Origin of the sequence: Corynebacterium riegelii (assembly GCF_001263755.1) — a bacterium.
In the GTDB taxonomy this organism is placed as follows: Bacteria; Actinomycetota; Actinomycetes; order Mycobacteriales; family Mycobacteriaceae; genus Corynebacterium; species Corynebacterium riegelii.
Genome location: NZ_CP012342.1, coordinates 562,057 through 588,489 on the forward strand (window position 1 = coordinate 562,057; position 26,433 = coordinate 588,489).

Here is a 26,433-nt window from a genome sequence, read left to right on the forward strand (position 1 = left end):
TGCGGTGCTAGGCCTGCGGGATCTCGATCGGCTCGTGCAGTGCGGCTGCTACGAGCGGCGCCGCGGCTTCTGCCTGCCACTGGCGCGCACCCGCGTCAACGAGTATGGGGATCAGGGCGTGTGTGTCTAATCCTTGTATCTGCCCACCTGATGCTTCCCATTGATTCCACAGTGCCCCGCGCAGCGTGGAGGAGGACAACAGGTTAACTCCGGGGATTCCAAGCTCCGTTGCGGCTTCCTCAATGTACTCTTTGGCCAGCTGCACCCTGGCCCAGCTCTCAGGGTATTCGCGCTTCCACTTCACAGGGGAGGGAGCCACTTTCGCTCTCCGTTCCCTTGGGGACGGCCACGTGACCTCCTCATCACTCAACGCGCGTTCAACGTAACTCATCCACGTACGGGTGATGGCATCGTCGTGGGATGGAAAACCCCGCACGCGGGAAAGCTGAACTTCGGTGGTGGGCTCAGCCCGTCCAATAGCAATCAGCACTTGGTTCGGCATGATCATGGACGGCGATACGTCAGACCCAAACGCGCGGCGTTCACGGATTGAGAACAACTCGCGGACTAACTGCAGTCCACGGGCGGTACGCACCGTGGATATCCCCTTCAAATCAAGCCAGTTTCGCTCCACGGGGGATTCGAGGCTGCGGGTATCAATCAGGTGCTCGAACTCTGCTTCCGCAAACGGGAGCACCCCTGCGGTGTCTAGAACCTCTGCAAGTGCTTCCGCGAGGTCATGGAGATACAGCACGTCAAGTGCCGCGTAATCCAACCAGGCCTTTGGCAGCGGAGTTTTTGACCAGTTTTCGCGGCCATGACTCTTGTCTAGGTGCACGCCGGTGAAGTGCTTCACCATCGCGCCGAGGTTGGGTCGCGTAAAGCCCGCAAAACGTGCGGCGAGCTCAGTATCAAACAGCGTGCCGGGGTGTAGCTGCATCATGGCTAGGGCCTGCAAATCTTCACCGGCGGCGTGGATGATCCATTCTTCGCCGTTGATTACGGGCGCAAGGGCGGCGGTGAAGTGTTTGCGGTGGCCCTCCGGTGCAAGCAGGAAGGCGCCGGCGCCTCGACGGTAGATTTGGACCAAGAATGCCCGGTCATCAAAACGATAGGCGGATGCGCGCTCCGTATCTATTGCAAACGGGCCGCGGCCTTGGGCAAGTGCCCTGGCAACGCGGTGGAAGCCCGCTGGGCTATCCACATATTCATACTCTGGTCTTAGTGTCACGAAGGACTATTTTACAGCGTACGTTTACCTTTGTCCCAGCTCTGTCACACCTTCTGGAGGCAACCCGGCCACATGTGCCAGTACCTGCGAAAATGCCTCAACGTGGGGTGCGAGGTCCAAGCTGTCAGCAGTCCAAGAGGCGCGCATCTCCAACTGGTATGCCCGTGGCGGGCCTCCAATCTCACCGAAGCGAACCGATGCTGTGGAAGTTACTGTGCCGCCAAGGTTGGTAAAACCAGCGCCGCGCTGTGCTAATGACTCGTTGAGCCACTGCCACGCAACGTCGGGAAGCAAAGGATCCGACGCCACGGCATCATCCATGTCCGCCTGAATGTAGGCGACAAGGCGCATCGAGCCCTCCCACGCTTCCTCGGCGTCAGGGGAGTGCAGCAGGATAAGGCGGCCGAATGCATCGCCATCCGAATCCATGGAATCAGTGACATCCTCACCGCGATCAACCTCAAGGCCAATGGCGTGCGAATACGGCGCTGGGCGTTGTGGCGGGCGGATGGTGCCAAGAGTGATCTCTGGGCGCAGGCGAGCCGCATGCATTGACTCAACAGCCGCAGAGAACTCCGCGGGTGTCGCCGCCGGGGTGGAGTCAGATGTCGCCCCGCTGAGCGCGGCGCTGATTGAAACCGGGGCAGAGGAGGTGTCCGAGTGCTTCACAGCAATCAAAGCTATCGGTGCGCGGGCAGCTAGCCGTGGAGGCGCGCCGCTTGAGGGGTAGTACGGTAGTAGGGTGAAGTAGAACTTTCGATTGATCCCTAGAGAAAGGGTGCCCATGGCCAAGCTCGATTTTGATGCCCTGAACGCTGTGCAGCGTTACCTCCAGTTTGCGGTATTCCGCGCAATCCCCGGCGCACTGGGGCAGGACCGCAGCAAGGTTATTGAAGAGGCTCAGGCTTTCTTCACCAACCTTGAGAACGAGGGTGTTGTGACCGTTCGCGGTATCTATGACAACACCGGAATCCGCGCAGACGCTGACTTCATGATCTGGTGGCACGCAGAAGAGTTCTCCCAGCTGCAGAAGGCGCTGGCAGATTTCCGTCGTACGACGACGTTGGGTCAGCTTGTTGAGGTCAGCTGGATTGGCAACGGTGTCCACCGCCCGGCAGAGTTCAACAAGTCCCATCTGCCAAGCTTCATCATGGGTGAGGAGCCGGGCGAGTGGATTACGGTCTACCCGTTCGTGCGTTCCTACGAGTGGTACCTGCTGGACCCGCAGGAGCGCCGCCGCATCCTGGCGGAGCACGGCATGGCAGCGCGTGACTTTGCAGACGTGCGCGCCAACACCGTTGAGGCGTTTACCTTGGGTGACTACGAATGGATGCTCGCATTCGAAGCGCCGACCCTGCTGCGCATCGAGGAGCTGATGCACAAGATGCGCCACACCGAGGCACGCCGCCACGTGCGTGAAGAGATCCCGTTCCAGACGGGCCGTCGTGTTGGCGACATTGCAGAGATCATTGAGATTCTGCCGTAGTTACAAACTGGGCTGCGAACTACTGCTTTGGCTCTAGCGTCATTGAGACGGAGTTGATGCAGTAGCGCAGGTCGGTGGGGGTGTTATAGCCCTCACCGGCAAACACGTGGCCGAGGTGGGAGCCACACGTGGCGCAGAGCACTTCTGTGCGGACCATGCCGTGGGAGCGGTCTTCGCGCTCGATGACCTTATCGCTGTCGGCGGGGGAGAAGAATGACGGCCAGCCGCAGTGAGATTCAAACTTTTCGGTAGAGCGGAACAACTCCTCGCCACACGCCCGGCAGTGGTACACGCCTTCTGTGGTGGTGTTCGTGTATTCGCCAACCCCTGGGGGCTCAGTGCCAGCCTCGCGAAGTACGTAGAACTCCTCAGGCGTGAGCTTCTCGCGCCACTGCGCTTCGGTCCAGTTTTTGTAATCCGTCATGGTGTTGAAGCGTAGTCACCACAGCCCAGGTTGTGACAGCAAGGATGAAGATCGCCCACCCTGCAGTAGGGAGGAAGGTGTTGAGCCAGCCCCCAAGCGCTGGGTGGTGGGGACTCCACCAGTTTAAGGGGGAAAGGCACAGGAACGCTCCCAGCCACGCAGTCCACAGGTGCATGGGGGAATGCGTACGCACCACGGTAAACAACGCGGGGAAGAGCATCATGGAGTAGTAGGCCTGCCCCAACGAGGACAACAGGCACACACCTGCAAGGAGCACGGCAGAGCTCACCGTGAGCCAGAGCCACTGATCAACGTTTCGCCAGCGCAACAAGGCCAGCACAGCAATAGCCACAGCGGCCGCAAAGAAGAGGAACAGCACGCGGTGCATCCAGTCTGGCATGCCAAAGTAGACGGCAAAGCCGGCAAGGGAAGAGTTGGCATAATCGCGCGTAATGCCCAAGTACGGCACGAGTTTGGTTACGTAATCGTTTGCTCCGGGGGTAAGCGGCCAGGCAATTGCGTTCATCACTACAGGGACAATCACCGCGGCAATCACGCTGCGCCAGCGGAACAGGAAAAACGGCAGCGCCACAAGGGGCAGAAACATTGGCTTGACCAAGATCGCCAGACCTAAGACCACACCAGCAGCGATGTCACGGCGCGCCATCGTCAGCGCAAGAAATGCCGTCAGTGCGAGCAGCAGGATGCCGTTGATATTTGAAAACACAAGGGTGTTGGTCACGGCCTCCGTGGCAAAGGCCAACGCCAATGCGATGGGAAACATCGGGTGTTTCAGCTCATAGCCGCTGAGACGAGTAAGCCAAGCAAGGGCAGCAATGATGGCAATTGCGTTGGCCAGGATAAACCAGGGTCTCGCCGCATCCACACTGGTGATCAGCCCCAGCGGCGAGAGCAGCAAGGTAGCGCCCGGGTTGTACAAGTAGTGGGGGTTAACGTGGTGGTAGATCTCGTTGTACACCGGCACACGCTCCACGAAGCGGCGGGCGGCCGACCACACGGTGGTGAAATCGTCTGTCACCGACCCGGTTCGTGCAAGCACAATGAGCCTGTGCAGGATCAGGCAAAGTGCGATGGGCCAGGCAAAGGCGTTTGCTGCTTTCACTCGCATTACCGTACCCGCCGCAGCCGGGTAAAGATCATGGCGCGCTGGTCCACGGTGGCATCTTCCACCTCAAAGCGCCGCACGTAGTTACGGTTCCGGTCAAGCTCAAGGCCCCAGGGGCCATCCTGACTGCCGACGCTTACGTCAACCGTCACATGCAACACATCGATCAAATTCGCGTCCAGCATCTGTGCGTAGAGGTGTGGTCCGCCCTCACAAAGAATGCGGGCAAATCCGAGATTACGTAGCGCCCGCACGATGCTGGCCGCCGATCCGTCGCCAGAACTCACAATCGTTGCGCCGAGATTCTCGAGGGTGCGGATGGTGGGGGTACGTGTGGCGTCGGCAAGCGAACGCTCCGGGGCGACGATGATGAGGTGCTCGGTGCCAAAGATGGGAAGCGAGGGGTCGAGCTCCAGTGAGCGCGTAACCACCGCAATGGGGGTAGCAGAGGGACCGTACTGCTCGGCGGCCACTGTGCCGGCGCCAACCAGGACACAGTCTGACCACTGTCGAAGCGCTGCAAGCAGCTTGGAGTCTGTCGCGTTGCCCAACTCGCCGGATGTACCTTTGCGGGCGAAGGCCCCGAACAGTGTGTTGATTGCGACGGCGCGTAGCTCTGGCTCGCCTGGTGCTTGAGTGGGGCCGATTAGCTGGGCCATGTGTGGGGAAGCGGGCATGGAAAAAGAATAACCTCGGTAAAACTTTCGCTTTACCGAGGCTGTGTGATTGGAGGTGGATACGGGAATCGAACCCGTGTACACGGTTTTGCAGACCGTTGCCTAACCACTCGACCAATCCACCGTGGAGCGGATGACGAGACTCGAACTCGCGACCCTCACCTTGGCAAGGTGATGCGCTACCAACTGCGCTACATCCGCGTGCGCGATACTGGGATTGAACCAGTGACCTCTTCCGTGTCAGGGAAGCGCTCTCCCGCTGAGCTAATCGCGCGGGAAAAGTCCCACTAGGGGACTTGGAGCGGATGACGAGACTCGAACTCGCGACCCTCACCTTGGCAAGGTGATGCGCTACCAACTGCGCTACATCCGCATTGCACTGTGCTGTACCGTTTCGGCTTCACCGTTTGGGTGACTGCGTTGTGCGAGATAGAACATTAACCCCTTTGGCCGCCAATAGACAAATCGCCAGGTTAGGTGGGGTTTGTGTTGCGGGGTTCGGTGTGAAGAGGGGCTTGTATGTGGCCAATGCATCACATGGGTGTCATTTCTCGGCGCTAGTCGCAGGTTGTTGAGGTAGGGTATGTGGCGGGGTTTGTTGCGGGGTTTGGGTTACTGAGCTGGCGATTCGGCTGCAGTGGCGTTGCGGTGTAACATACCCATCTGTTCGGTCCTATGGCTCAGTGGAAGAGCGTTCCGTTCACACCGGAAAGGTCGCTGGTTCGATCCCAGCTAGGACCACCAGATGTAAAAGCTCCGGCAGACAGTGTGCTGCCGGAGCTTTTCCGTTTCCCGCTGCGTATCCTGGTGTCGTTGCTGGTGGCCTACCCCGCAATAGGGGTGTACTAAGTGTCTACCCCCGGGCACTATGGTGAGAAGCAAGCGAAAACGATTCAGTGACCGGAAGGATTTCACCGCAACATGAGTCGCAACATGAGCCACCACATGAGCTCAGGCCGGGGTGTAAGCCGTGTTTCCAAGTTCGCAGCTGCAGCTGTTGTAGCTGGTGCGCTAGCCGCCAGCACCCCTGCGGCATTGGCGCATGACGCAGTTATCGGCGGTTCACCCGCTGATAAAGAGGTGGTTACCGCATTTCCTACCACCCTTGAGCTGGAGTTCTCCGGTTTTCCTAAAGAGGGCTTTAGCACCATCGCATTGTCGCGAGACGTAGACGGTAAGCCGGAAGTGCTTTTTAGCGGCGAGCCTACGATTGAACAGAACTTCGTTCGCCTGGATTTGCCGGATGGCTTGGACGTTGAGCCGGGCAATTACCGCATTGGTTTTCAGATCATTTCTTCCGACGGGCACGCAACGAAGGGTATGACCACGTTTACGTTCAACCCGACCGGTGAGCCGCTGGCCGAAGCGGCTGAATCCACACCGGACACAGCGACCGAGACAGCCGCCGATGAAGGTAACTCCAGCATGCGCCTCGTTTTGGCGATTGTCGGCTTGCTCGTTGTTGCAGGTGCTGCGGTAGCGGCTCTTGGAAAACTTCGTAAAGGACAGGGGCAGTAAAAGTGGCGGTTTCTAGGAGGGGGTTTCTCGCGGGTGGGGTTGTCGTGGCGTCGGCAAGCATGGCTACTGCCTGCGGTGATACTGATGCACCCGTAGGTGTTCCCAGTAACTCTGAGCCGAACGATCAGCCGCTGAAGAAATCCACGGTTGCATTCGATGGGCCACACCAGGCGGGTATTTCGACGCCGACGCAGGCTTCGCTGAACATGATTGGCTTCAACCTGCGCGAGGGGGTGGAGGCGAAAGGGATTCGCAACCTTATGCGGCTGTGGACTGAGGATGCTCGTGAGATGGCCGCCGGCCGTAACCCCTTGGGCAGCCTGGAGCCCGAGATGCTGGAGTGGCCGGCAAACCTGACGTTCACTGTGGGCTTTGGTGAGCGGGTTTTCGATATCGCCGCGCCTGAGAAGAAGCCGAGCTGGTTGCACCCGATTCCGGACATGCAGCACGATCAGCTGCGTGAGGAATGGGGACAAACCGATCTTGTTCTGCAGATCTGCGCTGATGACCCGGTGATGTGTGCCTGGGCGATGCGCCATATGGTGCGTGCCAGCGTGGATTACGTGGACATTGGCTGGGTGCAGCAAGGCTTTGCCAATGCGTACGGGGCCATTCCGAAGGGCCAGACCCCGCGCAACCTCTTCGGCCAGATCGACGGCACGGTCAACCCTTACTCGGAAGAGGAATACGCCGAGCAGGTGTTTGCCGATGATGGCTCCACCTCCATGGTGATCCGCCGCATTGAGATGGACCTGGATGATTGGGAGAAGCTCGACCGCGTCTCCAGGGAGGAGTCAGTGGGCCGCACGCTTGATGACGGTGCGCCGCTTTCCGGTGGCGACGAGTTCACCCCAGCCGACTTCGAGAAAATCGATGACTTTGGCTTGCGTGTGATTGACCCGAATTCCCACATGGCGCGAGCGGCTGCACCTGCGGACCACCCGGAGCAGAAGTTCAAGCGCCGCCCGTACAACTATTACCTGCCGCCGGAGGCTGGCCTGATCTTTGTGGCCTTCCAGAAAGACCCGGACATACAGTTCACGCCGGTGCAGCAGCGGCTGGATGAGATCGACCGGCTCAACGAGTGGACTACGGCGATTGGTTCCGCCGTGTACTGGATTGCGCCGGGTACTGACCCGGAATCTGCAGACCGGGCCTACTGGGGTCAGTCGGTTTTGTCATAGCATCCGGGGTAGGATTGCAAACCGCATTGTAAACGGGGCGCGTCCAGGTATGACGTTCCCCTTGAGGCGCAAAGGAGCGCACCTGGCTATGGCAGAAGCAACAGCAACGCAGATTTTGGAGTTTGAGCCGTTTGAGGTTCCCGCCGGCACACCTGTTGGTGCCGCAATGCGGGAGCTCAACCTGCCGAACAAGGGTGAGCAGGCCATCGTGGTTGTCCAGGATGTAGAGGGCAACCTGAAGGACCTGTCGCACGTGCCGGAGGAAACCGCGACGTTTACGCCGGTTCCGGCCAATACTGAGTTGGGCCGCTCCGTGATCCGCCACTCCTGCGCACACGTGCTTGCCCAGGCTGTCCAGGCCGAGTTCCCCGGCACCAAGCTGGGCATTGGCCCGGCGATTAATGACGGCTTCTATTACGACTTTGACGTTGCCGAGCCGTTTACTCCTGAGGACTTGAAGACGCTTGAGCGTCGGATGAAGAAGATCATCAAACAGGGGCAGAAGTTCGCTCGCGGCGTGTTCGCCTCCCAGGAAGAAGCCGCAGAGCGTTTGGCAGACGAGCCCTACAAGCTTGAGCTGATCCAGGACAAGGGCAACGTGGACCCGGACTCGGATGAGGCGACCGAGGTAGGTGCTGGCGAGCTGACCTACTACGACAACCTGAACCCACGCACGGGTGAGGTTGAGTGGTCTGACCTGTGCCGTGGCCCGCATATTCCCACCACCAAGTACATCCCGGCGTTTTCGCTGACCCGTTCCTCGGCGGCCTACTGGCGTGGTGACCAGAACAACGCTGGTTTGCAGCGCATCTACGGCACGGCGTGGGAGTCCACCGAGAAGCTGGATGAGTACCTGACCATGCTGGCCGAGGCGGAGAAGCGTGACCACCGCCGCCTGGGCAATGAGATGGACTTGTTCTCCTTCCCGGATGAGGTTGGTTCTGGCCTGCCGGTGTTCCACCCGGATGGCGGCATTGTGCGCATGGTGATGGAGCAGCACTCCCGTGAGCGTCACGTGGCTGCTGGCTACTCCTTTGTAAACACCCCGCACGTGACCAAGGGTGACCTGTTTAAGAAGTCAGGTCACCTGGATTGGTACGCCGAGGGCATGTTCCCGCCGATGAAGCTGGACGGCGAGGTAGATGATGAAGGTAATGTGACCAAGCAGCCGGTTGACTACTACGTCAAGCCGATGAACTGCCCGATGCACAACCTGATCTTTGACTCCCGCGGGCGTTCCTACCGTGAGCTGCCGCTGCGTCTGTTCGAGTTCGGTACCGTGTACCGCTACGAGAAGTCTGGTGTGGTGCATGGCCTGACCCGCGCGCGTGGCTTTACCCAGGATGACGCGCACATTTACTGCACTGAGGAGCAGCTGGAAGAAGAGCTGACCAGCGTGCTGGAGTTCATCATCTCGCTGCTGCAGGACTACGGCTTGGATGACTTCTACCTGGAGCTTTCTACGAAGGACCCGGAGAAGTACATCGGTGATGATGCAATCTGGGAGCGCTCCACCAACATCTTGCAGTCTGTGGCTGAGAAGTCCGGCCTGGAGCTGGTGCCGGATCCAGCCGGTGCGGCGTTCTACGGTCCGAAGATTTCGGTGCAGGCCCGCGACGCCATTGGTCGTACGTGGCAGATGTCCACGGTGCAGCTGGACTTCAACCTGCCGGAGCGCTTTGACCTGCAGTACACCTCCTCGGACGGCTCCAAGAAGCGCCCGGTAATGATCCACCGTGCACTGTTTGGCTCCATTGAGCGTTTCTTCGGCGTGCTGTTGGAGCACTACGCTGGCGCCTTCCCGGCATGGCTGGCCCCGCACCAGGTGGTTGGCATTCCGGTGGCGGACGCGTTTGCGGATCACCTTGAGGGCGTTGTTGGCCAGCTACGTGCTCGTGGCCTGCGCGCTGAGGTAGACCATTCAGATGACCGCATGCAGAAGAAGATCCGCACCCACACCACCGGCAAGGTACCGTTCATGCTGCTCGCGGGTGAGCGTGACGTGGATGCGAACGCGGTGAGCTTCCGCTTCCTCGACGGCAGCCAGATCAACGGCGTGCCCGTTGATGAGGCTGTGGAATTGATCGCCGCTTGGGTTGGCGAGAAGATCAACGATCAGCCGAACGAGGCCGCAATTGCAGCGCGACGCGGCTAATAACCCGCCTTACGTTGACCAGGGCGCAGGCGACGAGGATCGCCTTGTGCGCCTCTGGGCACCGTATAGGTCGGCGTATATTGCGCGTCATGCGTCTGCAAGCAAGAAAAGCTCCGATCCTTTCCTAGACATCCCGAAGATGGACGATGAGGATGGGCTGATTGTTGCGCGCGGCAAGCACGTGTACGCGGTGCTCAACCTGTACCCGTACAACTCTGGCCACATGATGGTGGTGCCGTACCGCAAGGTTGCTGAGCTGGAAAACCTTACCGATGAGGAGACCGCAGAGCTCGGCGAGTTTGCCAAGCTTGCGGTGCGGACCTTGAAGCATGTGTCACGGCCTGAAGCGATCAACGTGGGGCTCAACCTTGGCAAGGCCTCAGGTGGGTCGGTGGGGGACCACCTGCATCTACACGTTGTGCCGCGGTGGTCCGGAGACAGTAACTTTATGACTGTCGTTGGCGGCACGAAGGTATTGCCGCAGCTGCTGCGTGATACGAGGCAGCTGCTTGCAGATGGCTGGGCGGAAGTGGCATCGACCCCGCAGACTTCACCGACGCGATCGAACACACCCGAATCGGAGACAGACAATGCTTAGTGTGCATGGGCGTAAACCGGTACGCCGTTTCGTGGAACCGGTAGCCAAAGCCCTGCTGAATGCCGGTGTGAGTGCGAACATAACCACGGTGGTTGGCACCGTTGTCGCAGTGACGTTGTCTGCGGTGCTTATTCCGGCCGACTACTTGGTGGCAGCGGCCATTGCCATTGGGCTGTTTTCGGCGTTTGACATGGTTGACGGCACGATGGCGCGCCTTAGCGGCGGGGGAACGGCCTATGGCGCCACGCTGGATGCAAGTTGTGACCGTATTACAGACGGAGCGCTGTTTGGCGCTATCGCCATGTGGCTGATCTACGTAGACCACGCACACCCGGCACACGTTGCAGCGTGTTTGGCTGTGCTGGTGCTCAGCCAAACCATCAGCTACATCAAGGCGCGTGCTGAGGCCGGCGGCATCAAGATTGTCGGTGGGCTGGTGGAGCGGCCAGAGCGCCTGATTGTGGCGCTGGTGGGCTTGGGCCTTGAAGGCTTTGGGGTGCCGCACGCGGTAGAAGTTGCCGTGTGGTTGCTGCTGGTGGGATCCGTGTTCACAGTGGTGCAACGCTTGATGATTGCTGCGCGTGATCCGCGAGCGATGGCTCCACTGGCACCGCCGCCTGGAGCGTGAGGCGTAAATGGGGGCTGAAAATCTCGTTGCTTATGGCTACTTGGCAGGGTGGCGCCTTGTCGGTGCACTGCCGAGGCGAGTGACCTGGCCGCTCTTTCGCTTCGGCGCTGACCAAGTCAGCGATTACGGCCGCGGCATGGAGCAGCTCCGCAGAAATCTGGCCCGCGTGGTGGGCCCTGGGCATGTCACACGCCGACTTGTGCGCGATGCCATGCGTTCCTACGCTCGCTACTGGATGGAGGCCTTTCGCCTGCCACGCATTGCCACCGATGATGCGCTGCTCAGCCGCTACAGTGCGGGCGTCGAGGGGTTGGAGCATCTCGAAGCGGCACTGGCTAAGGGCAAGGGCGTTGTGCTCACCCTGCCACACTCCGGCAACTGGGACTTTGCCGGCCTGTTCCTTACTCGCAACTACGGCAGTTTCACCACCGTCGCTGAGCGTGTCAAGCCTGAAGTCTTGTTTGATGCCTTCGTGGACTACCGGGAGTCTTTAGGTTTCGAGGTAGTGCCGCTAACAGGCGGGCCGGTCACTCCATTTGCGCGCCTGAAAGAGGTTCTGGAAGCCGGCGGCATCGTGTGTCTGATGGGGGAGCGCGACTTTTCTGGTCGTGGCGTTGCGGTGACGTTCTTCGGTGAGGAGACGACGTTTCCGGTAGGGCCTGCAAAGCTGGCGATGGATACGGGCGCTGAACTTCTGGTTGCCCACTCCTGGTTCACCGACGGTGTGCGTGGTCAGGGCGGATGGGGGTTGAAGGTGGACCCGCCGATTGCCGTGGACACGCTTGAAAAGACAACCCAGCGCGTCGCTGACCACTTCGCTGCCAACATCGCCGCCCACCCGGCAGATTGGCACATGCTGCAGCCGCTGTGGCCTGCGGATAAAGACTGCAGGCGGAAACAGGAGGGGAGCTAGACATGCGCATTGGCATGGTGTGTCCCTACTCCTTTGATGAGCCCGGTGGCGTGCAGGCGCACGTGTTGGATCTGGCGCAGACCCTGATTGCCCGCGGCCACGAGGTGCGGGTACTCGGTCCAGCCTCCGAGGACACGGATCTGCCCGACTTTGTCACCCGCGGCGGGCCCGCTGTTGCCGTGCCGTATAACGGTTCCGTTGCCAGGCTTTCGCTCGGCCCACATATGCGGCGTGTAACCCGACAGTTCATTGCACAGGGCGAGTTTGACGTCTTGCATGTCCACGAGCCGAATGCGACAAGCTTCTCGTTGGCGGCACTGCGTTACGCTGATGGCCCAATCGTGGCTACCTACCACGCGTCTGCAGCTTCTTCGGTGGCGCTGAAAGCCGCACTGCCGATCCTTCGCGCCAACTTGGAGAAGATCAGCGGCGGTATTGCGGTCTCCGAAATGGCTCGGCGTTGGCAGGTGGAACAGGTAGGCACAGACCCGGTTGTGATTCCCAACGGCGTGGATACCTCGCGCTTTGCCGCGCACTGCGGTGAACCGAACGATTCGTGTGAGGTTGAGATCGTCTTTCTCGGCAGGTTGGATGAGCCGAGGAAGGGGTTGGAGGTGTTGCTCGCGGGCGTCGATAAGCTGAAAAGCCCTGAGGGATCACTGCGGGTGACAGTGATGGGGGGTGGGGCTGAGCGCTCGCACCCGGGGGTGGAGTTTATGGGGCGTGTCACCGAGGAAGAGAAAGCCCGCGTGCTGGGGCGAGCCGACATTTACGTGGCGCCGAACACGGGTGGGGAGTCTTTCGGCATTGTGCTGGTTGAGGCCATGGCGGCAGGGTGTGCGGTGGTGGCAAGTGACTTGGAAGCGTTTGCCGCAGTGGTTGATGCGCAGAGTGACACGCCTGCTGGCCTGTTGTTTCCTGTCGGTGATGCTGATGGTTTAGCTAGGCAGGTGCAGTTGCTTATCGACGATCCACGCACCCGCAACACCCTCATCACCGCAGGTAAGCGCCGCGCGGCGCTCTACGACTGGGAGCGAGTGGCGAGCCAAGTGCTGGCCGTGTACGAAACGGTTGCCACAGGACAGATTGTGACGGTGGCCAGGTGAGTACCACCGTGATTTGGGTTGTTGTGGCGATCTTGCTCACGCTGTTTGCTGCATGGGCGTATTTCACTGCGCGCCGCCTGGACCGGCTGCACATTCGCTTGGATCGCTCGCGTGCGGCATTGCAAGCAGCCCTGGATAGACGCTGTGCCGTACTTGCCGTGACGTGCCCAGAGCTAGCAGCCGATGCCCATGCTGTTGAAGAGATTCGGATGAGCGCTGGCAATCTCACCGACAGGCTGGACGCTGAGTCAGCGCTACGTCCGCGCGCGGCAGGTTGTGAGGGGGCAGAGCTGCAGGATGCTGACACACGCGTACTGCTTGCGCTGCGCTTTTACAACGATGCCGTAGCTGATACGCGCGCGCTTCGCCTTCGACCTGTGGTGCGTACGCTGCGGCTTGGCGGCACAGCTGCGCTTCCGGAATACGCTGCGCTGCCGCTGTAGATCCAGCTGTGATGCGTTGTAGGCTTGCCTGTCATGGAAAGCATCCGTGAGTTAGAGCGAGTCTTAACACTCAAACAGGTTGGCCCAACCACGTTTGAGGGCCCCGCGATGAATGCCCTGGTGTTTGTCCGCATGTTTGGTGGTCACCTTGCGGCCCAGGCGCTGGCAGCGGCAAGCGCAACCATTGAAGACGGCAAATACGTGCATTCTTTGCACAGTTACTTCCTGCGGCCTGCTGAGGCTGACTTGCCCGTGCGCTACGAGGTGCTCCCGCTTCGCGACGGCCGCAGCTACGCCCTACGCACCGTGCAGGCTTACCAAGGCGAGAAGTTGTGCTTTGTGTTGAGCGCGAGTTTCCACCACAACCTGGACGAGGGACCGGAGCACGCCGAGCAAATGCCGGATGTCCCACGCCCGGAGGCAATTGCCCCTGGAGGGAAGATTCCGAGCGGTGTGCCGGATGCGGAAAAGGAGTTCCACGAGTGGGACATCCGCGACGTACCTATCGAAAGCAATGCACAAGACGCGACCACGGTCAGCGGACGGAGCCTGTGGTTTCGCTACCGCCACCAGCTGCCTGACACGGATGTCTTTCATGCCCAGGCGCTGACGTATCTGACGGACATGACGCTGCTCTACACCTCGTTGCAGGCGCACCCGGAGGCGAAGGTCCAGCTGGCGTCGTTGGACCACAACATGTGGTTCTTGCGCCCGGTGCGGGTCGATGATTGGTTGCTGTACAGGCAGTCGTCGCCATCGGCAGGCAGTGGGCGGGCGCTGACCCAGGGCAAAATTTTTGATGCTGCCGGCAACCTCGTTGCGGTGATTGTCCAAGAGGGGCTTGCACGCAACCTTCGCGAAGGCGCGACCCAGGTGCCGATGCGCGGTAAATGATCGGTGCTAGTGATCAGTGCCGGTGATGCGTGGTTAGCCAGAATTGGCTGCAGCGTATACTGGCATGCCGAAAACAAAACTTCCGAGCGAAAAGGGGTGCGAGATGGCAGGCCATTCAAAGTGGGCTACTACCAAGCACAAGAAGGCAGCAAATGACGCGAAGCGTTCCAAGCTGTGGGCGAAGCTGATTAAAGACATTGAGGTTGCGGCCCGTACGGGCGGTGGCGACCCAGCTGCGAACCCGACGCTGGATGACATGATCCGCAAGGCCAAGAAGGCCTCCGTACCCAACGACAACATTGAGCGCGCACGTAAGCGTGGCTCTGGTGAGATTGCTGGCGGCTCTAACTATGAGACCGTGATGTATGAGGGCTACGGCACCAACGGTGTCGCAGTGCTGATTGAGTGTCTGACGGATAACCGCAACCGCGCGGCAACTGAGGTCCGCACCGCCATGACGAAGAATGGCGGCAACCTGGGTGAGTCCGGTTCTGTTGGCTACATGTTTGAACGCACCGGCATTGTCACCATCCAAAAGGGCGAGCTGACTGAGGACGATGTGTTGATGGCCGTCCTGGACGCTGGCGCTGAGGAAGTCAATGACCTCGGTGAGCTGTTTGAGATCACCTGCCAGCCGACCGACCTTCCGGCCGTACGTGAGGCACTAGCAGCCGAGAACATTGAGGTGGAAGATTCCGAGCAGGAGTTCCGCGCGGACGTTGAGGTTGATCTGGATCTTGAAGGCGCAAAGAAGATGATGAAGCTCATCGACGCGCTTGAAGAGTCGGATGATGTGCAAAACGTCTACACCAACATGAACATCTCGGACGAGGTTGCTGAGCAACTGGAGGATTAGTGTGAACAAGCGGCTGACTGTCGCACTCTCGGCGTGTGCCTTGGCCGCGGGTGCGCTGCTGCCCGCAGGCTGTAGTGCAGTGGGCAGCCAACAGGCGCTGCCCGTGCCCGAAAGTCCGGTGTTTACAAGCATTGCGGGACCTGAACCCGACTCTGACGCCTTAGAGCCGAGCCAAGAACTTGGTCCTGTTTCACCCCCGGTTGACGCTGGCGCCTTGGTTGGTAACCAGCAACGTAGCTGGCCGGGTGGAGTGGATGACTCCGTGCATGCGGAACCAGGGACGGTGAATCCAGACGTCTTTTTGGGACGCCCTGCGCATACCCCAATTGGCCACGACGGCGATTTTCCAGGAGATGCTGGTCTGAAGGACGGATCCTGCGACGCGTTCAAGGGTCTTGAGGGGCAAACCCAGCAGCAGTACGTCAACGCCCGCTACATGGTGGTCAACGACCAAGCTGGCCCCACTAAGGCGGTACGCGCGGTGCCTCGCGGTTATGCACATTCGCCCGCAGGTGCCCTCGTTGCAGCGATGAACACAGCAACGTTCCACCCAAATAGTGGTGATGAGGTAGCTGCAGAATCGTATGAGCAGCTGGCTAAGTCTTCAGCGTTGGCAAAGCAGCTGCGTGAAGAGGGCGGGCATGAAAACCCTGAGCAGTACGCAACTTCGCGTTTCCTCACCATGCCTGCGCCGGTGGCGTACAAGATTCTGCAGTGTGAGAAAGACTTCGTGCAGGTTGAGTTGGCTATCTTCTTTGAGCCTGACCAACTTGAACGTGAAGAGGAACTGTTGGTTGGCCGTATTGGCATGCGCTGGGTTGACGGTGACTGGGTAGGAGACTTCTCGGGCAAAGCCGATGAAGAGGTCTTCCAGCACGGTCGACACGATCTGGACGGGTTTACGTACATCGACTACGTCTAAACCACATGTGGTAGAACATACGTGTGGTGAATCTTGAAGGGCTTCGTGTAATGGGCATTGACCCCGGGCTGACCCGATGTGGTCTGTCCGTGGTTCAGGCCGGGCGCGGGCGTCAGATACTTCCTGTGGCTGTGGGAGTTGCACGTACGCCTTCGGACGCGGAATTGGCGGAGCGCTTGCTTCGCTTGTCCCGTGCGGTGGGGGAATGGATGGATGATTACCGTCCGGATGTTGTTGCCATGGAACGGGTTTTTGAACGTGGCAATGTCTCTACTGTGATGCACACTGCTCACGCGGTGGGTGTGCTGGTGTTGGCAGCTGCGGAGCGGGGGATCCCGGTGCATCAGTACACGCCTTCAGAGGTGAAGAAGGCTGTTTCTGGCAATGGCCGTGCGGACAAGAAGCAGATGACCAACATGATTACCCGTATCTTGGGATTGAGTGAAGCCCCGAAGCCTGCGGATGCAGCGGATGCGCTTGCGATTGCCGTATGCCACTGCTGGCGTGCGCCGCTTATTGAAAGGATGTCTACGGCATGATTGATTCCCTCAATGGTGAGGTTATTGCGATTGGGCTTGACCACGCGGTAATTGAGTGCTCTGGGGTTGGCTACCGGTTTCTTGCCACGCCTCCAACGCTTGGGGGGCTTCAGCGCGGGGAGAAGCGCCGTGTGCTGACGTCAATGGTGGTTAAAGATGATGGCATGACGCTGTACGGTTTTGCCGATGCCGATGCGCGTACGATTTTTCATAAGCTGCAGACCGTGACCGGGTTGGGCCCGAAGCTGGCGCTTGCCGCGCTTGCTGTGTTCCAGCCAGGCGAGTTGGCGAGCCACATCGCGGCTGGTGATGCCAAGGCGTTGCAAACCATCCCCGGCGTGGGCAAGAAGATGGCTGATCGCATGGTCTTGGAACTCAAGGGCAAGCTAGAGGGCTTTGCCGTAGCCCCAGCACAAGATCAGGCGCCTAGCGCTGCTAGTGGTGCGGGCGGGGCCTCGTTTGCCTCTGAGCAGGTTGTTGAGGCACTTGTCGGTTTGGGTTTTGTAGAGAAATCCGCGCGCCCGGTGGTCGAGGCTTTGCAGGCGGAGCAGCCGGAGATTGCCCAAAGTGCGCTTCTTCGCGCGGCGTTGACGCAGCTTGGAAAGAAGTAGGGCAGTGTCAGATATAGAAAAGACTGAGTTCCAGCTGCCGGATAACCTTGCCCGCCGAACAGGTGCGGGGCGATCGCAGGATTCTCCGGTGACATCGAAGGCGCAGCCGGAAGAGCATGACGTTGAAAAGACGCTACGCCCAAAGTCACTGGATGAATTCATTGGCCAGCCGAAGGTCCGTGAGCAGCTGAATCTGGTGCTTGCTGGTGCGAAGCGTCGTGGTGTGACACCGGATCATATTCTGCTTTCTGGCCCGCCAGGTTTGGGTAAGACGACGATGGCGATGATTATTGCCCAGGAGCTGGGAACCTCGCTTCGTATGACCTCTGGTCCAGCACTTGAGCGTGCGGGCGATCTTGCAGCGATGCTGTCGAACCTCATGGAGGGCGACGTGCTGTTTATTGATGAGATCCACCGCATTGCGCGCCCCGCCGAAGAAATGCTCTACATGGCCATGGAGGATTTCCGCATTGACGTGATTGTGGGCAAGGGCCCGGGTGCAACTTCTATTCCGTTGGAGATTCCGCCGTTTACATTGGTTGGTGCAACCACACGCGCCGGCATGCTGACTGGACCTTTGCGCGACCGCTTCGGGTTTACAGCGCAGATGGAGTTCTACGACGTTGAAGATTTGACCAGGGTGGTTACGCGTGCGGCAACAATTCTGGGCGTCAGCATTGATAAGGATGCCGCGGTGGAGATTGCCTCGCGCTCCCGTGGCACGCCGCGTATTGCAAACCGCCTGCTGCGTCGTGTGCGCGACTGGGCAGATGTTAACGGCAACGGGCATGTAGATCTGGATGCTGCCCGTGCCGCGCTCAATGTCTTTGATGTTGATGAACGCGGGCTTGATCGCCTTGACCGGGCGGTGCTGGATTCATTGATCCGTGGCCATGGCGGTGGGCCTGTCGGCGTGAACACACTGGCGATTGCCGTGGGTGAAGAGCCAGGCACGGTTGAGGAGGTCTGTGAGCCTTACCTTGTGCGCGCTGGCCTCATGGCGCGTACCGGGCGCGGACGTGTGGCAACGGCAAGTGCGTGGCACCACCTTGGTATGACTCCGCCGCCGGAGGCTCCGGGCCAGCTTGAGCTGTATTAGTTTGATTTGGCGTAGTTTGATTTTGTCTAGGCCGAGCAACGAAGATAAGCGGCATGGAACTCTTGCCACTTCTTCTTATTCTTGGCCTTTTTCTTCTGCCTTCGCTGCTCATGATGCGCTCCCAGCGCAGGAGGGCACGTGAAGTAGAAGCCATGCGTGCTTCGCTGGTTCCGGGGGATCGCATTGTAAGCGTGGCAGGTGTTCACGGCACTGTGGTGGCCGTGGGCGAGCAGGGCCAGGAGCAGGGCGCAATTGATGTGGAGATCGCACCGGGTGTAGTGGTCACCATGGAGCTGGCCGGAGTGATGAAGAAAGACGCAGAGGTCATGCCGTAGCATGTTCCGGTGTCTCGTTAGCGGTTAGCGAACCTTAGACTTTGTAACAAGAGGAGAATTCCACGTGTCTAGCAGCGCTCGGCGATCTCATGACTCGACGCGGCGATGGCCAATGCGTGCCATTGCGCTGTTCGCGCTCGTAGTCATTGGCGTCTATTCGCTGGTGTTTTTCACCGGTGATAAGACTGCATCGCCAAAATTGGGCATTGACCTACAGGGCGGCACGCGCGTCACCTTGGTCCCGCAAGGGGCTGAGCCGACGCGTGAACAGCTTGAAGATGCCCGTAATATTCTTGAAAACCGCGTCAACGGTATGGGTGTTTCCGGCGCCAGTGTTGTGGTGGACGGCAATACTCTGGTCATTACCGCAGCGGGTGATGACACGTCTCAGGTGCGTAACATCGGCCAGACTTCTCAGCTGCTGTTCCGCCCGGTGCTGGAGAATCCAACCGCGGATCCGGCCAGTGTTGAACAGACGTTGCTTGATACGGCTACAACGTGGGTTGAGCTCGGTGTGATGCCTAAGGAGCAGGCACAGCTGGCGATCAACCAGGTGTTTGCCCCACAGACTGAGGGTGAAGAGGAAGCCGCTGAAGCACCACAGCTTGAAGCAACCCCGTTGCCGGAGCCGAACGGTCCGGTTGAGGCATCCGAGCGTAGGCAGGAAGTTGCTGAGGCGTTGCGTGCTACCCGCCAGTCCACTGATCCCACGCAGCAGTTCGCCGCGATGGCCCTGATGCAGGGCAGCTGCCTGCTGCAGACCGTTGACCCGCTGGCAGGCTCTGATGATGAGACCTTGCCGCTTGTTGCGTGTGACCCTTCGCGTGGGCAGGTATTGCTTTTGGACGAGGTGCCGCTGCTCGCCGGCGTCACCGACCCGGATGGACCGCGTTTGACTGGTGAGCAGATTGATACTGGCCGCCAGATCACGGGTGGTCCGAACATTCAGACCGGTCAGATGGAGATCAACTTCGCGTTTAGCCAGGAAGGCCAGTTCAACGGCTCCCAGACCTGGGCGCAGCTGACTAGCGCCATGATCGGCCAGCAGATCGCCATCACCCTAGACTCCCAGATCATCTCCGCTCCCGTGATCCAGGGCTCCACCCCGGTGGGCTCGGCAACGTCTATTACCGGCCAGTTCACCCAGGAAGAGGCGGACAGCCTGGCAAACAACCTGCGTTACGGCGCACTCCCGCTGTCATTTGCGGGTGAGAATGGTGAGCCAGGTGGTACCGCCATGACGGTGCCGCCGTCACTGGGCTTGGCCTCCTTGCAGGCAGGTATTTACGCAGGCCTGGTTGGTATTTTGCTGGTGGCGCTGTTTGTGTTCGCTTACTACCGCCTGTTTGGTTTGATCTCCCTGTTCACCCTTGCAGCGGCAGGTGTGCTGGTCTACGGCGCGCTGGTACTGCTTGGCCGCTGGATCGGCTACTCCCTGGATCTGTCTGGCATTGCTGGTCTGGTCATTGGTATCGGTACCACCGCAGACTCCTTCGTGGTGATCTACGAGAGGATTAAGGATGAGGTGCGCAAGGGCAAGACCTTCCGCTCTGCTACCGCGTCTGGTTGGGAGCGCGCGAAGGAAACCATTGTTACCGGCAACATGGTGACCCTGATCGGTGCGGTGATTATTTACATGCTGGCTGTTGGCGATGTGAAGGGCTTCGCCTTCACCATGGGCCTGACTACCGTGTTCGACCTGTTGGTCACCTTCCTGATTACGGCACCGCTGTTGATTTTGGCGTCGCGTAGTGCCTTCTGGTCCAAGCCTGCAGTAAACGGTATGAGCAAGGCGTTTGCAGTGGGAGAGCACAACCGAGCTGCTTCCCAGACGAAGGTAGACGCTGCGGCGGCTGAGGCTGCTGCGCAAGATTCCCGCCCTGTTGCCCACGTAGAATCCGAGGAGGCATAGAGATGTCCAATACCGCTACCGTGGAAACAACGGAAAATGTCGGCGGGCGTTTTGAGCGCATTTACACCCGTGAGGGCGCGATTGACTTCGTAGGCCGTCGCAAGATTTGGTACGCGTTTACGCTTGCGTTCCTTGCAATCTCTGTGGTTGCCATGCTTGGCCGCGGCTTCAACTTGGGTATTGACTTTGAAGGCGGCACGAAGATTGCCATGCCTGCGGGCGACTTGGTTGCTGAGCAGGTGGAAGAGACCTTCATTGAGGCCACCGGTGTGACCCCGGAGCTGACCCAGATCGTGGGTGCAGGCGATGCACGTACCCTGGAGATCAACTCTCAGCACTTGACGCAGGATCAGATCGACGCTGCACGTCAGGCTATCTACGAAGTGCACCAGCCGAAGGACGCAGAGGGTGTAGCATCTGCCGATGCTATTGGTGATTCGACGGTGTCTGAGTCTTGGGGCGACACGATTACCAAGCGCATGCTGCTGGCAATGGGCGTGTTCTTGATTGCTGCGGCGGTCTACGTGGCGTTGCGCCTGCAGCGCGAGATGGCTCTTGCAGCGATGTTGGCGTTGATTGTGGACGGCATCGTGATCATGGGTATCTACGCCCTGTTCGGCCTTGAGGTCACCCCTGCGATGATCATCGGTCTTTTGACTGTGCTGACCTTCTCCATCTATGACACGGTCATCGTGTTTGACAAGGTGAAGGAGAATACTGCCGGTGTTCTGGGCTCGCGTCGTTCTACCTACGCCGAGGAAGCAAACCTGGCGCTGAACCAGACGGTGATGCGCTCTATCTCTACCTCGGTGATTTCGGCCCTGCCGATTGTGGCCTTGATGGTGGTTGCCGTGTGGATGCTGGGCGTGGGTACGTTGAAGGATCTCGCGTTAATTCAGCTCATTGGTGTGATCGAAGGCATCTTCTCCTCGCTGTTCTTGGCAACTCCGTTGTTGGTTTCGCTTGTAGAGCGCCAGAAGCGCTACCGCGACCACAATGAGGAGGTTGCCCGCTATCGCAGTGGCGAGACCGACGAGGTAGATGAGGTTAGTGTCGCGCCTAAGCGTACGGTCACCGCACCGGTTGCGCACAAGGCAGAAACAGAGGCTGTTCATCCAGGTGAAACCGGCAGTGGTTCCACCACGTGGAGACCCAACGTGCGCTAGACGCGCAGTTGGTTGAAGGAGGCTTTACGCATGCGGCGCATCAAGCGCATGGTGGGGGTGTTGGCAGCGTGCGTCAGCATGCTCGGCGCAGTTGCCTGCGCTTCCGGTGAGGACGGTGATGCAGGCGAGCGCTTTGGCTACCAGGTTGCCTCTGACCTACGTACCACCAACGCCGGCTCGTTGGAGGGACGTTCGCTACAGGCGCAGGTGCTCTCCGGCAGGCTGTATCCGGGGGTGTACGTCCCGGGCCCTAACGGCCAGATGATTCCGAACACGGATCTGGTGAAAACCCAGGAGATTCCCGGTCCGGAGCGTCGAGTGAAGTACACACTGTCCCAGGAGGCCGTGTTTTCTGACGGCACTCCGGTGACGTGTTCTGATTACTTGTTGGCGTTCACCGCCGGGATTAACCCAAAGGTGTTCGGCTCGAGCATGCCGCTTTTCGACGACACCGCGGACCTCCAGTGCACGCCCGGCTCCAAGGAATTCACGGTGGTGTTCAAAGAGGGCAGGGGTGCACGTTGGCGTGGGCTTTTCGAAGCTGGCACCGTGTTGCCTGCGCACGCGGTTGCTGCCAAGCTGGGGATGAACCTAGAGCAGCTGAACCAGAGTTTGCGCGCCGAAGATCCGGCGGTGCTTCGCCCGATTGCAGACGTGTGGCGGCGCGGCTTCAACCTCGATGCGTTTGATCCGCAGCTGCAGGTGTCGTTTGGACCCTACAAGATCGCTGGCGTAGGTGAGCACGGCGAAGTGGATCTGGTTGCTAATGAGTTCTTCTACGGCGATGCGCCTGTAGAAACCGAGCTGACGGTCTACCCGGGTTCCTACGACTCAGAGCAGTTGGCGCTTGACGGCACGTTGCTTGTCGGCGAGCTGAGGGATGCGACACCGACCTGGCACGACCCGAATGCCGAGGGTAACCGGCTTGTAGTCTCCACAGTTTCCGGCGAATTGACGGATATGCTGGTTTTTCCTGAGATAGGTCCGTGGAGTGATGAAGCGAAGCGTCGTGCTGTTTCGCGCTGTATCGATCCGCGTTCAGTGGCCAAGGCAGCGTCTGACGCTGTAGGCAGCCCGGTGTCGCTAGCGCCGTTGCATGTGCTGAATAACGACGACCCGTTGGCCTCCCGTGTGGAAGACGTTGCCCAGCCGTATTTGAACGTGGACATTGACGCTGCACGTGAGGCTTCCGGGATGGAGTTGCGCGTGGCCGCTCCATATCCGAGCGAACGCTACGCGGCAATGATTGCCTCAATGGCTAAAACGTGTGAGCCGGCTGGAGTGCGAATTGTTGATGTGACAGGCGAAGGCAAGACGCTTGCAGATCTTCCACGTATTTATATCAACGAGGCAGCGGAGCGTGTTGAACTTGAAGGCCAAGCCGATGCTTTGCTGTTTGCCGTAGACCCCATGTCGGCATACCCGGCAGCGCTGAACAGGCCTGAGAACCTAAGTGTGCTTCGCGCACAGGAAGGGTTCTTGTGGAACGCTTTGCCGTCTCTTCCACTCACTGCACAGCCCGTGACGTTCGCTATTGACCGCAACGTGGGTAACGTAGTGCCGTACACGGGACTGTCTGGCATTGGTTGGAACATGAACCGATGGCAGCATGGTCCCTCTCATTCTTAAAAGGACACAAACACTGAGATGTCTACTGTGAAATCTTCTGACGCTTGCTACCAGTCAGCTAAAGAGGCGCTTGCGGACAAGATCCGACGTGTGCCCGATTTTCCTGAAGAAGGGGTCTTGTTTGAAGATCTCACGCCGGTGCTGGCTGACGCCGACGCGCTGCGCGCTGTGGTCAACGACCTTGTCCAAGCAAGCAAAGACCTTGGCGCGGACCTGATTGGCGGTCTTGATGCCCGTGGATTCCTGCTCGGCTCTGCCGTTGCCTATGAGATGGGCCTGGGTATTTTGGCTATCCGCAAGAAGGGCAAGCTGCCACCTCCGGTGGTGACGCAGGAATACACCACTGAATACTCCACGGCAGCGCTGGAAATCCCGGCCGATGGCGTTGACCTTGCAGGCAAGAAGGTTGTGCTTGTAGATGATGTGCTTGCTACCGGCGGAACGCTGGTAGCCGCGCGCGATCTGCTTGAACAAGTTGGGGCCGAGGTTGTCGGCTACGTGGTACTGCTTGAGGTTGCAGGCCTTGGCGGACGTGAAAAGCTCGGTGACGCTGAGCTAGTCGTCCTAGGCTAGTGGTCTCGATAGAGGTCCTGATCGGAGGTTGCGCCGGTGACGCATGAGAAACCAGTGAAGCGGCAGACGCCGAGTGTGCGTAGCATGTCAGCTCGCCTTGCTCGGTCGCTGACCGGTGGTGGTAGGCCGAAGATTAACCCGGTGTTGGATCCGCTTTTGTCCATCCATCGCCGCTACCACCCGAGGGCTGACGTTGAGCTGCTGAACCGTGCGTATGAGACCGCGGAGCGTCTCCACGAAGGCGTCTACCGCAAATCAGGAGACCCGTACATTACCCACCCCCTGGCTGTGGCCACGATCTGTGGTGAGTTGGGTATGGACACCACAACCATTGTCGCCGCACTGTTGCACGACACGGTGGAGGATACGGACTACAGCCTGGAGGAGCTTTCCAACGATTTCGGTCCAGAGGTAGCCCGCCTAGTCAATGGCGTAACCAAACTGGACAAGGTGGCCTTAGGTGCCGCTGCGGAGGCAGAGACCATCCGCAAGATGATCGTGGCCATGGCGGAAGACCCGCGTGTGCTTGTGATCAAGGTCGGCGACCGCCTGCACAACATGCGGACCATGCGATTCCTGCCTCCGGAGAAGCAGGCGAAGAAGGCCCGCGAAACTCTGGACGTTATTGCACCTTTGGCGCACCGTTTGGGCATGGCCAGCGTGAAGTGGGAGCTGGAAGACCTGGCTTTTGCCATCTTGTACCCGAAGAAGTACGAGGAGATCGTTCGCCTAGTTGCGGACCGTGCGCCTTCGCGTGACAGGGCGCTGGGGGAGATCACCCGGGCGCTTCAAGCTGAGTTACGCGAAAACGGCATTGAGGCTGAGGTGATGGGCCGGCCGAAACACTACTGGTCCATCTACCAAAAGATGGTGGTGCGTGGACACGAGTTCAACGAGATCTTCGATCTTGTGGGCATCCGTGTGCTTGTGGATTCGGTTCATGATTGCTACGCCGCGGTCGGTGTGGTGCATGCTCTGTACTCGGCCATGCCGGGGCGTTTTAAAGACTACATTTCAAACCCACGCTTCGGCGTGTACCAGTCGCTGCACACCACGGTGATGACAGATACGGGCCGACCGCTTGAGGTGCAGGTGCGTACGCACGAGATGCACTACAACGCGGAATTCGGCGTGGCAGCACACTGGCGCTACAAGGAGACGAAGGGCTCCCACAAGGGCAACCAAGAAGAAGTTGACCAGATGGCGTGGATGCGCCAGCTTCTGGATTGGCAGAAGGAAGCCGCCGACCCAAACGAGTTCTTAGACTCGCTGCGCTATGACCTGACCAGCCAGCAGATTTTCGCGTTCACGCCGAAGGGCGATGTGGTGAACCTCCCTGCAGGATCCACGCCGGTGGATTTCGCCTACACCGTGCACACGGAAGTGGGCCACCGCTGCATTGGCGCCAAGGTCAATGGCAAGTTGGTGGCCCTGGAAAGTGAGCTCAAGTCTGGGGACAGGGTTGAGATCTTCACCTCGAAGGACCAAAACGCTGGGCCTTCCCGCGATTGGCAAAACTTTGTGGTCTCGCCACGCGCGAAGGCGAAGATCCGCCAGTGGTTTGCCAAGGAGCGCCGCGAAGAACACCTTGAGGCCGGCCGCGATGCGTTGGCTGCTGAGGTGCAGCGTGGTGGCCTGCCGATGCACAAGCTGTTTACGGCAGAGGGGATGCGTCGTGTAGCAACACAGCTCCACTACGCGGATGTGGACGCGCTGTATACCGCCATTGGTGCGGGCAACGTTTCGGCGCAGCATGTGTCGAAGGCGTTGGTTGCCATGTATGGCAGCGAGGACGACGCGGTGGATGCGTTGGCGTCGCGCGCGCCGATCGCGGAGATCATCTCGCGCGCATCGCGTGCGGACGGCCCCGGCATCCTGGTCCAGGGCCAGCCGGATGTGATGGCCAAGTTGGCGAAGTGCTGCCAGCCGGTACCGGGCGATGAGATCTTCGGCTTTGTCACCCGCGGTGGGGGAGTCTCGGTCCACCGTGCTGATTGCACCAATGCCACCAAGTTGAAAGATGAGCCTGAGAGGCTTATCGACGTAGCGTGGTCCAACACCACCGGCAGCGGAAGTGCATCCATTGCCACGTTTCAAGTGGAAGCCTTGGACCGCAACGGCCTACTCACTGAGCTCACCGGTGTATTGGCGGAGCAAAAGCTGCCTATTAGCGCGTTGTCATCGCATGTCAGCGACGATCGGATTGCCAACGTCAGGCTCACCGTCGAGGTTTCGGACACGAAGCAGCTCGGCGCGATCATGAACCAGATCCGCAACGTTGAGGGTGTCTTCGACATCTACCGTGTCACCGCGTAGCCGGTTGCGTGCAGGCGGCACGTGGGTTACCACAACATGAACTTTTGGCGAAGCTCGGGTGTAAAGCCCAGCTCGCACACATTTGAGTTCTC

The 26,433-nt window shown here is 59.5% G+C and carries 26 protein-coding genes and 5 tRNA genes; 22 read left to right on the plus strand and 9 right to left on the minus strand.

Going from position 1 to position 26,433, the window contains the following annotated elements; genetic code table 11:
• Positions 1-7: 7 nt before the first annotated feature.
• Both AK829_RS02680 and AK829_RS02685 read right to left on the minus strand, forming a co-directional pair.
• Complete coding sequence (locus AK829_RS02680) at positions 8-1,231, minus strand: HRDC domain-containing protein (RefSeq protein ID WP_083439721.1); 1,224 nt, start codon at positions 1,229-1,231, stop codon at positions 8-10.
• A 24-nt stretch (positions 1,232-1,255) separates the two neighbouring features.
• On the minus strand, positions 1,256-1,864 hold the full coding sequence (locus tag AK829_RS02685; RefSeq protein ID WP_052206343.1) for a DUF3000 domain-containing protein: 609 nt from the start codon (positions 1,862-1,864) through the stop codon (positions 1,256-1,258).
• A 151-nt stretch (positions 1,865-2,015) separates the two neighbouring features.
• On the opposite strand from AK829_RS02685, the gene hemQ reads away from it, so the two are divergent.
• Entirely contained in the window at positions 2,016-2,717 is a 702-nt protein-coding gene (hemQ, locus tag AK829_RS02690; protein WP_052204019.1) for a hydrogen peroxide-dependent heme synthase, read from the plus strand.
• Between the two features lie 19 nt (positions 2,718-2,736).
• Here the strand turns inward: hemQ and msrB are convergent, their stop codons facing one another.
• The 7 genes from msrB to AK829_RS02725 form a co-directional block, all read right to left on the minus strand.
• Positions 2,737-3,141, minus strand: a complete 405-nt coding sequence (msrB, locus tag AK829_RS02695; RefSeq protein ID WP_052204021.1) for a peptide-methionine (R)-S-oxide reductase MsrB — start codon at positions 3,139-3,141, stop codon at positions 2,737-2,739.
• On the minus strand, positions 3,086-4,264 hold the full coding sequence (locus AK829_RS02700; RefSeq protein ID WP_232305773.1) for a glycosyltransferase family 87 protein: 1,179 nt from the start codon (positions 4,262-4,264) through the stop codon (positions 3,086-3,088). The genes msrB and AK829_RS02700 overlap by 56 nt, the downstream gene beginning before the upstream one ends.
• A 5-nt stretch (positions 4,265-4,269) precedes the next feature.
• Complete coding sequence (locus tag AK829_RS02705) at positions 4,270-4,944, minus strand: dihydrofolate reductase family protein (protein ID WP_083439723.1); 675 nt, start codon at positions 4,942-4,944, stop codon at positions 4,270-4,272.
• 50 nt (positions 4,945-4,994) lie between these two features.
• Positions 4,995-5,068, minus strand: a tRNA-Cys gene (locus AK829_RS02710).
• 1 nt (position 5,069) lies between these two features.
• Positions 5,070-5,145, minus strand: a tRNA-Gly gene (locus tag AK829_RS02715).
• A 1-nt stretch (position 5,146) separates the two neighbouring features.
• Positions 5,147-5,218, minus strand: a tRNA-Val gene (locus AK829_RS02720).
• A 23-nt stretch (positions 5,219-5,241) separates the two neighbouring features.
• A tRNA-Gly gene (locus AK829_RS02725) sits at positions 5,242-5,317 on the minus strand.
• Between the two features lie 296 nt (positions 5,318-5,613).
• Between AK829_RS02725 and AK829_RS02730 the strand changes: the two genes are divergently transcribed.
• The 21 genes from AK829_RS02730 to AK829_RS02830 all read left to right on the plus strand — a co-directional run bounded on the left by AK829_RS02730 (position 5,614) and on the right by AK829_RS02830 (position 26,341).
• A tRNA-Val gene (locus AK829_RS02730) sits at positions 5,614-5,688 on the plus strand.
• A gap of 177 nt (positions 5,689-5,865) precedes the next feature.
• On the plus strand, positions 5,866-6,462 hold the full coding sequence (locus tag AK829_RS02735) for a copper resistance CopC family protein (protein ID WP_232305774.1): 597 nt from the start codon (positions 5,866-5,868) through the stop codon (positions 6,460-6,462).
• A gap of 59 nt (positions 6,463-6,521) precedes the next feature.
• On the plus strand, positions 6,522-7,646 hold the full coding sequence (locus AK829_RS02740) for a Dyp-type peroxidase (protein WP_052206346.1): 1,125 nt from the start codon (positions 6,522-6,524) through the stop codon (positions 7,644-7,646).
• 88 nt (positions 7,647-7,734) lie between these two features.
• Complete coding sequence (gene thrS / locus AK829_RS02745) at positions 7,735-9,801, plus strand: threonine--tRNA ligase (protein WP_052204023.1); 2,067 nt, start codon at positions 7,735-7,737, stop codon at positions 9,799-9,801.
• The gene (locus tag AK829_RS02750; RefSeq protein ID WP_052204025.1) at positions 9,782-10,399 is read left to right on the plus strand and encodes an HIT family protein; all 618 of its coding nucleotides are present in this window, start codon (positions 9,782-9,784) and stop codon (positions 10,397-10,399) included. Before thrS ends, AK829_RS02750 begins: the two co-directional genes overlap by 20 nt.
• Positions 10,392-11,027, plus strand: coding sequence for a phosphatidylinositol phosphate synthase (gene pgsA / locus AK829_RS02755; RefSeq protein ID WP_052204027.1), 636 nt, complete (start codon positions 10,392-10,394; stop codon positions 11,025-11,027). Before AK829_RS02750 ends, pgsA begins: the two co-directional genes overlap by 8 nt.
• A 7-nt stretch (positions 11,028-11,034) precedes the next feature.
• The gene (locus AK829_RS02760; protein ID WP_052204029.1) at positions 11,035-11,940 is read left to right on the plus strand and encodes a phosphatidylinositol mannoside acyltransferase; all 906 of its coding nucleotides are present in this window, start codon (positions 11,035-11,037) and stop codon (positions 11,938-11,940) included.
• Between the two features lie 2 nt (positions 11,941-11,942).
• Complete coding sequence (locus tag AK829_RS02765) at positions 11,943-13,046, plus strand: glycosyltransferase family 4 protein (RefSeq protein ID WP_052204031.1); 1,104 nt, start codon at positions 11,943-11,945, stop codon at positions 13,044-13,046.
• Complete coding sequence (locus AK829_RS02770) at positions 13,043-13,489, plus strand: hypothetical protein (protein WP_052204035.1); 447 nt, start codon at positions 13,043-13,045, stop codon at positions 13,487-13,489. Before AK829_RS02765 ends, AK829_RS02770 begins: the two co-directional genes overlap by 4 nt.
• Positions 13,490-13,522: 33 nt before the next feature.
• Positions 13,523-14,383, plus strand: coding sequence for an acyl-CoA thioesterase (locus AK829_RS02775; protein ID WP_052204037.1), 861 nt, complete (start codon positions 13,523-13,525; stop codon positions 14,381-14,383).
• Between the two features lie 103 nt (positions 14,384-14,486).
• Positions 14,487-15,239 (plus strand): YebC/PmpR family DNA-binding transcriptional regulator, encoded by a 753-nt coding sequence (locus AK829_RS02780; protein WP_052204039.1) that lies wholly within the window; start codon positions 14,487-14,489, stop codon positions 15,237-15,239.
• A gap of 1 nt (position 15,240) precedes the next feature.
• Positions 15,241-16,161 carry a hypothetical protein gene (locus tag AK829_RS02785; RefSeq protein WP_052204041.1) on the plus strand — a complete coding sequence of 307 codons (921 nt, stop codon included), beginning with the start codon at positions 15,241-15,243 and terminating at the stop codon, positions 16,159-16,161.
• Positions 16,162-16,187: 26 nt separating this feature from the next.
• Positions 16,188-16,700: a crossover junction endodeoxyribonuclease RuvC gene (ruvC, locus tag AK829_RS02790; protein ID WP_083439891.1), complete on the plus strand. Its 513-nt coding sequence runs from the start codon at positions 16,188-16,190 to the stop codon at positions 16,698-16,700.
• Positions 16,697-17,311, plus strand: a complete 615-nt coding sequence (ruvA, locus tag AK829_RS02795; RefSeq protein ID WP_052204045.1) for a Holliday junction branch migration protein RuvA — start codon at positions 16,697-16,699, stop codon at positions 17,309-17,311. The genes ruvC and ruvA overlap by 4 nt, the downstream gene beginning before the upstream one ends.
• An 88-nt stretch (positions 17,312-17,399) precedes the next feature.
• Positions 17,400-18,410, plus strand: a complete 1,011-nt coding sequence (gene ruvB, locus AK829_RS02800) for a Holliday junction branch migration DNA helicase RuvB (protein ID WP_371441043.1) — start codon at positions 17,400-17,402, stop codon at positions 18,408-18,410.
• Between the two features lie 53 nt (positions 18,411-18,463).
• Positions 18,464-18,745 (plus strand): preprotein translocase subunit YajC, encoded by a 282-nt coding sequence (gene yajC, locus AK829_RS02805; RefSeq protein ID WP_052204050.1) that lies wholly within the window; start codon positions 18,464-18,466, stop codon positions 18,743-18,745.
• Positions 18,746-18,857: 112 nt separating this feature from the next.
• The gene (gene secD, locus AK829_RS02810; RefSeq protein ID WP_052204051.1) at positions 18,858-20,657 is read left to right on the plus strand and encodes a protein translocase subunit SecD; all 1,800 of its coding nucleotides are present in this window, start codon (positions 18,858-18,860) and stop codon (positions 20,655-20,657) included.
• Positions 20,658-20,659: 2 nt separating this feature from the next.
• Positions 20,660-21,823, plus strand: a complete 1,164-nt coding sequence (gene secF, locus AK829_RS02815; RefSeq protein WP_052204053.1) for a protein translocase subunit SecF — start codon at positions 20,660-20,662, stop codon at positions 21,821-21,823.
• A gap of 30 nt (positions 21,824-21,853) precedes the next feature.
• Entirely contained in the window at positions 21,854-23,452 is a 1,599-nt protein-coding gene (locus AK829_RS02820) for an ABC transporter substrate-binding protein (RefSeq protein ID WP_232305775.1), read from the plus strand.
• 18 nt (positions 23,453-23,470) lie between these two features.
• On the plus strand, positions 23,471-24,025 hold the full coding sequence (locus AK829_RS02825) for an adenine phosphoribosyltransferase (protein ID WP_052204056.1): 555 nt from the start codon (positions 23,471-23,473) through the stop codon (positions 24,023-24,025).
• A gap of 84 nt (positions 24,026-24,109) precedes the next feature.
• Positions 24,110-26,341, plus strand: a complete 2,232-nt coding sequence (locus AK829_RS02830; protein ID WP_052204058.1) for a RelA/SpoT family protein — start codon at positions 24,110-24,112, stop codon at positions 26,339-26,341.
• Positions 26,342-26,433: the final 92 nt, after the last annotated feature.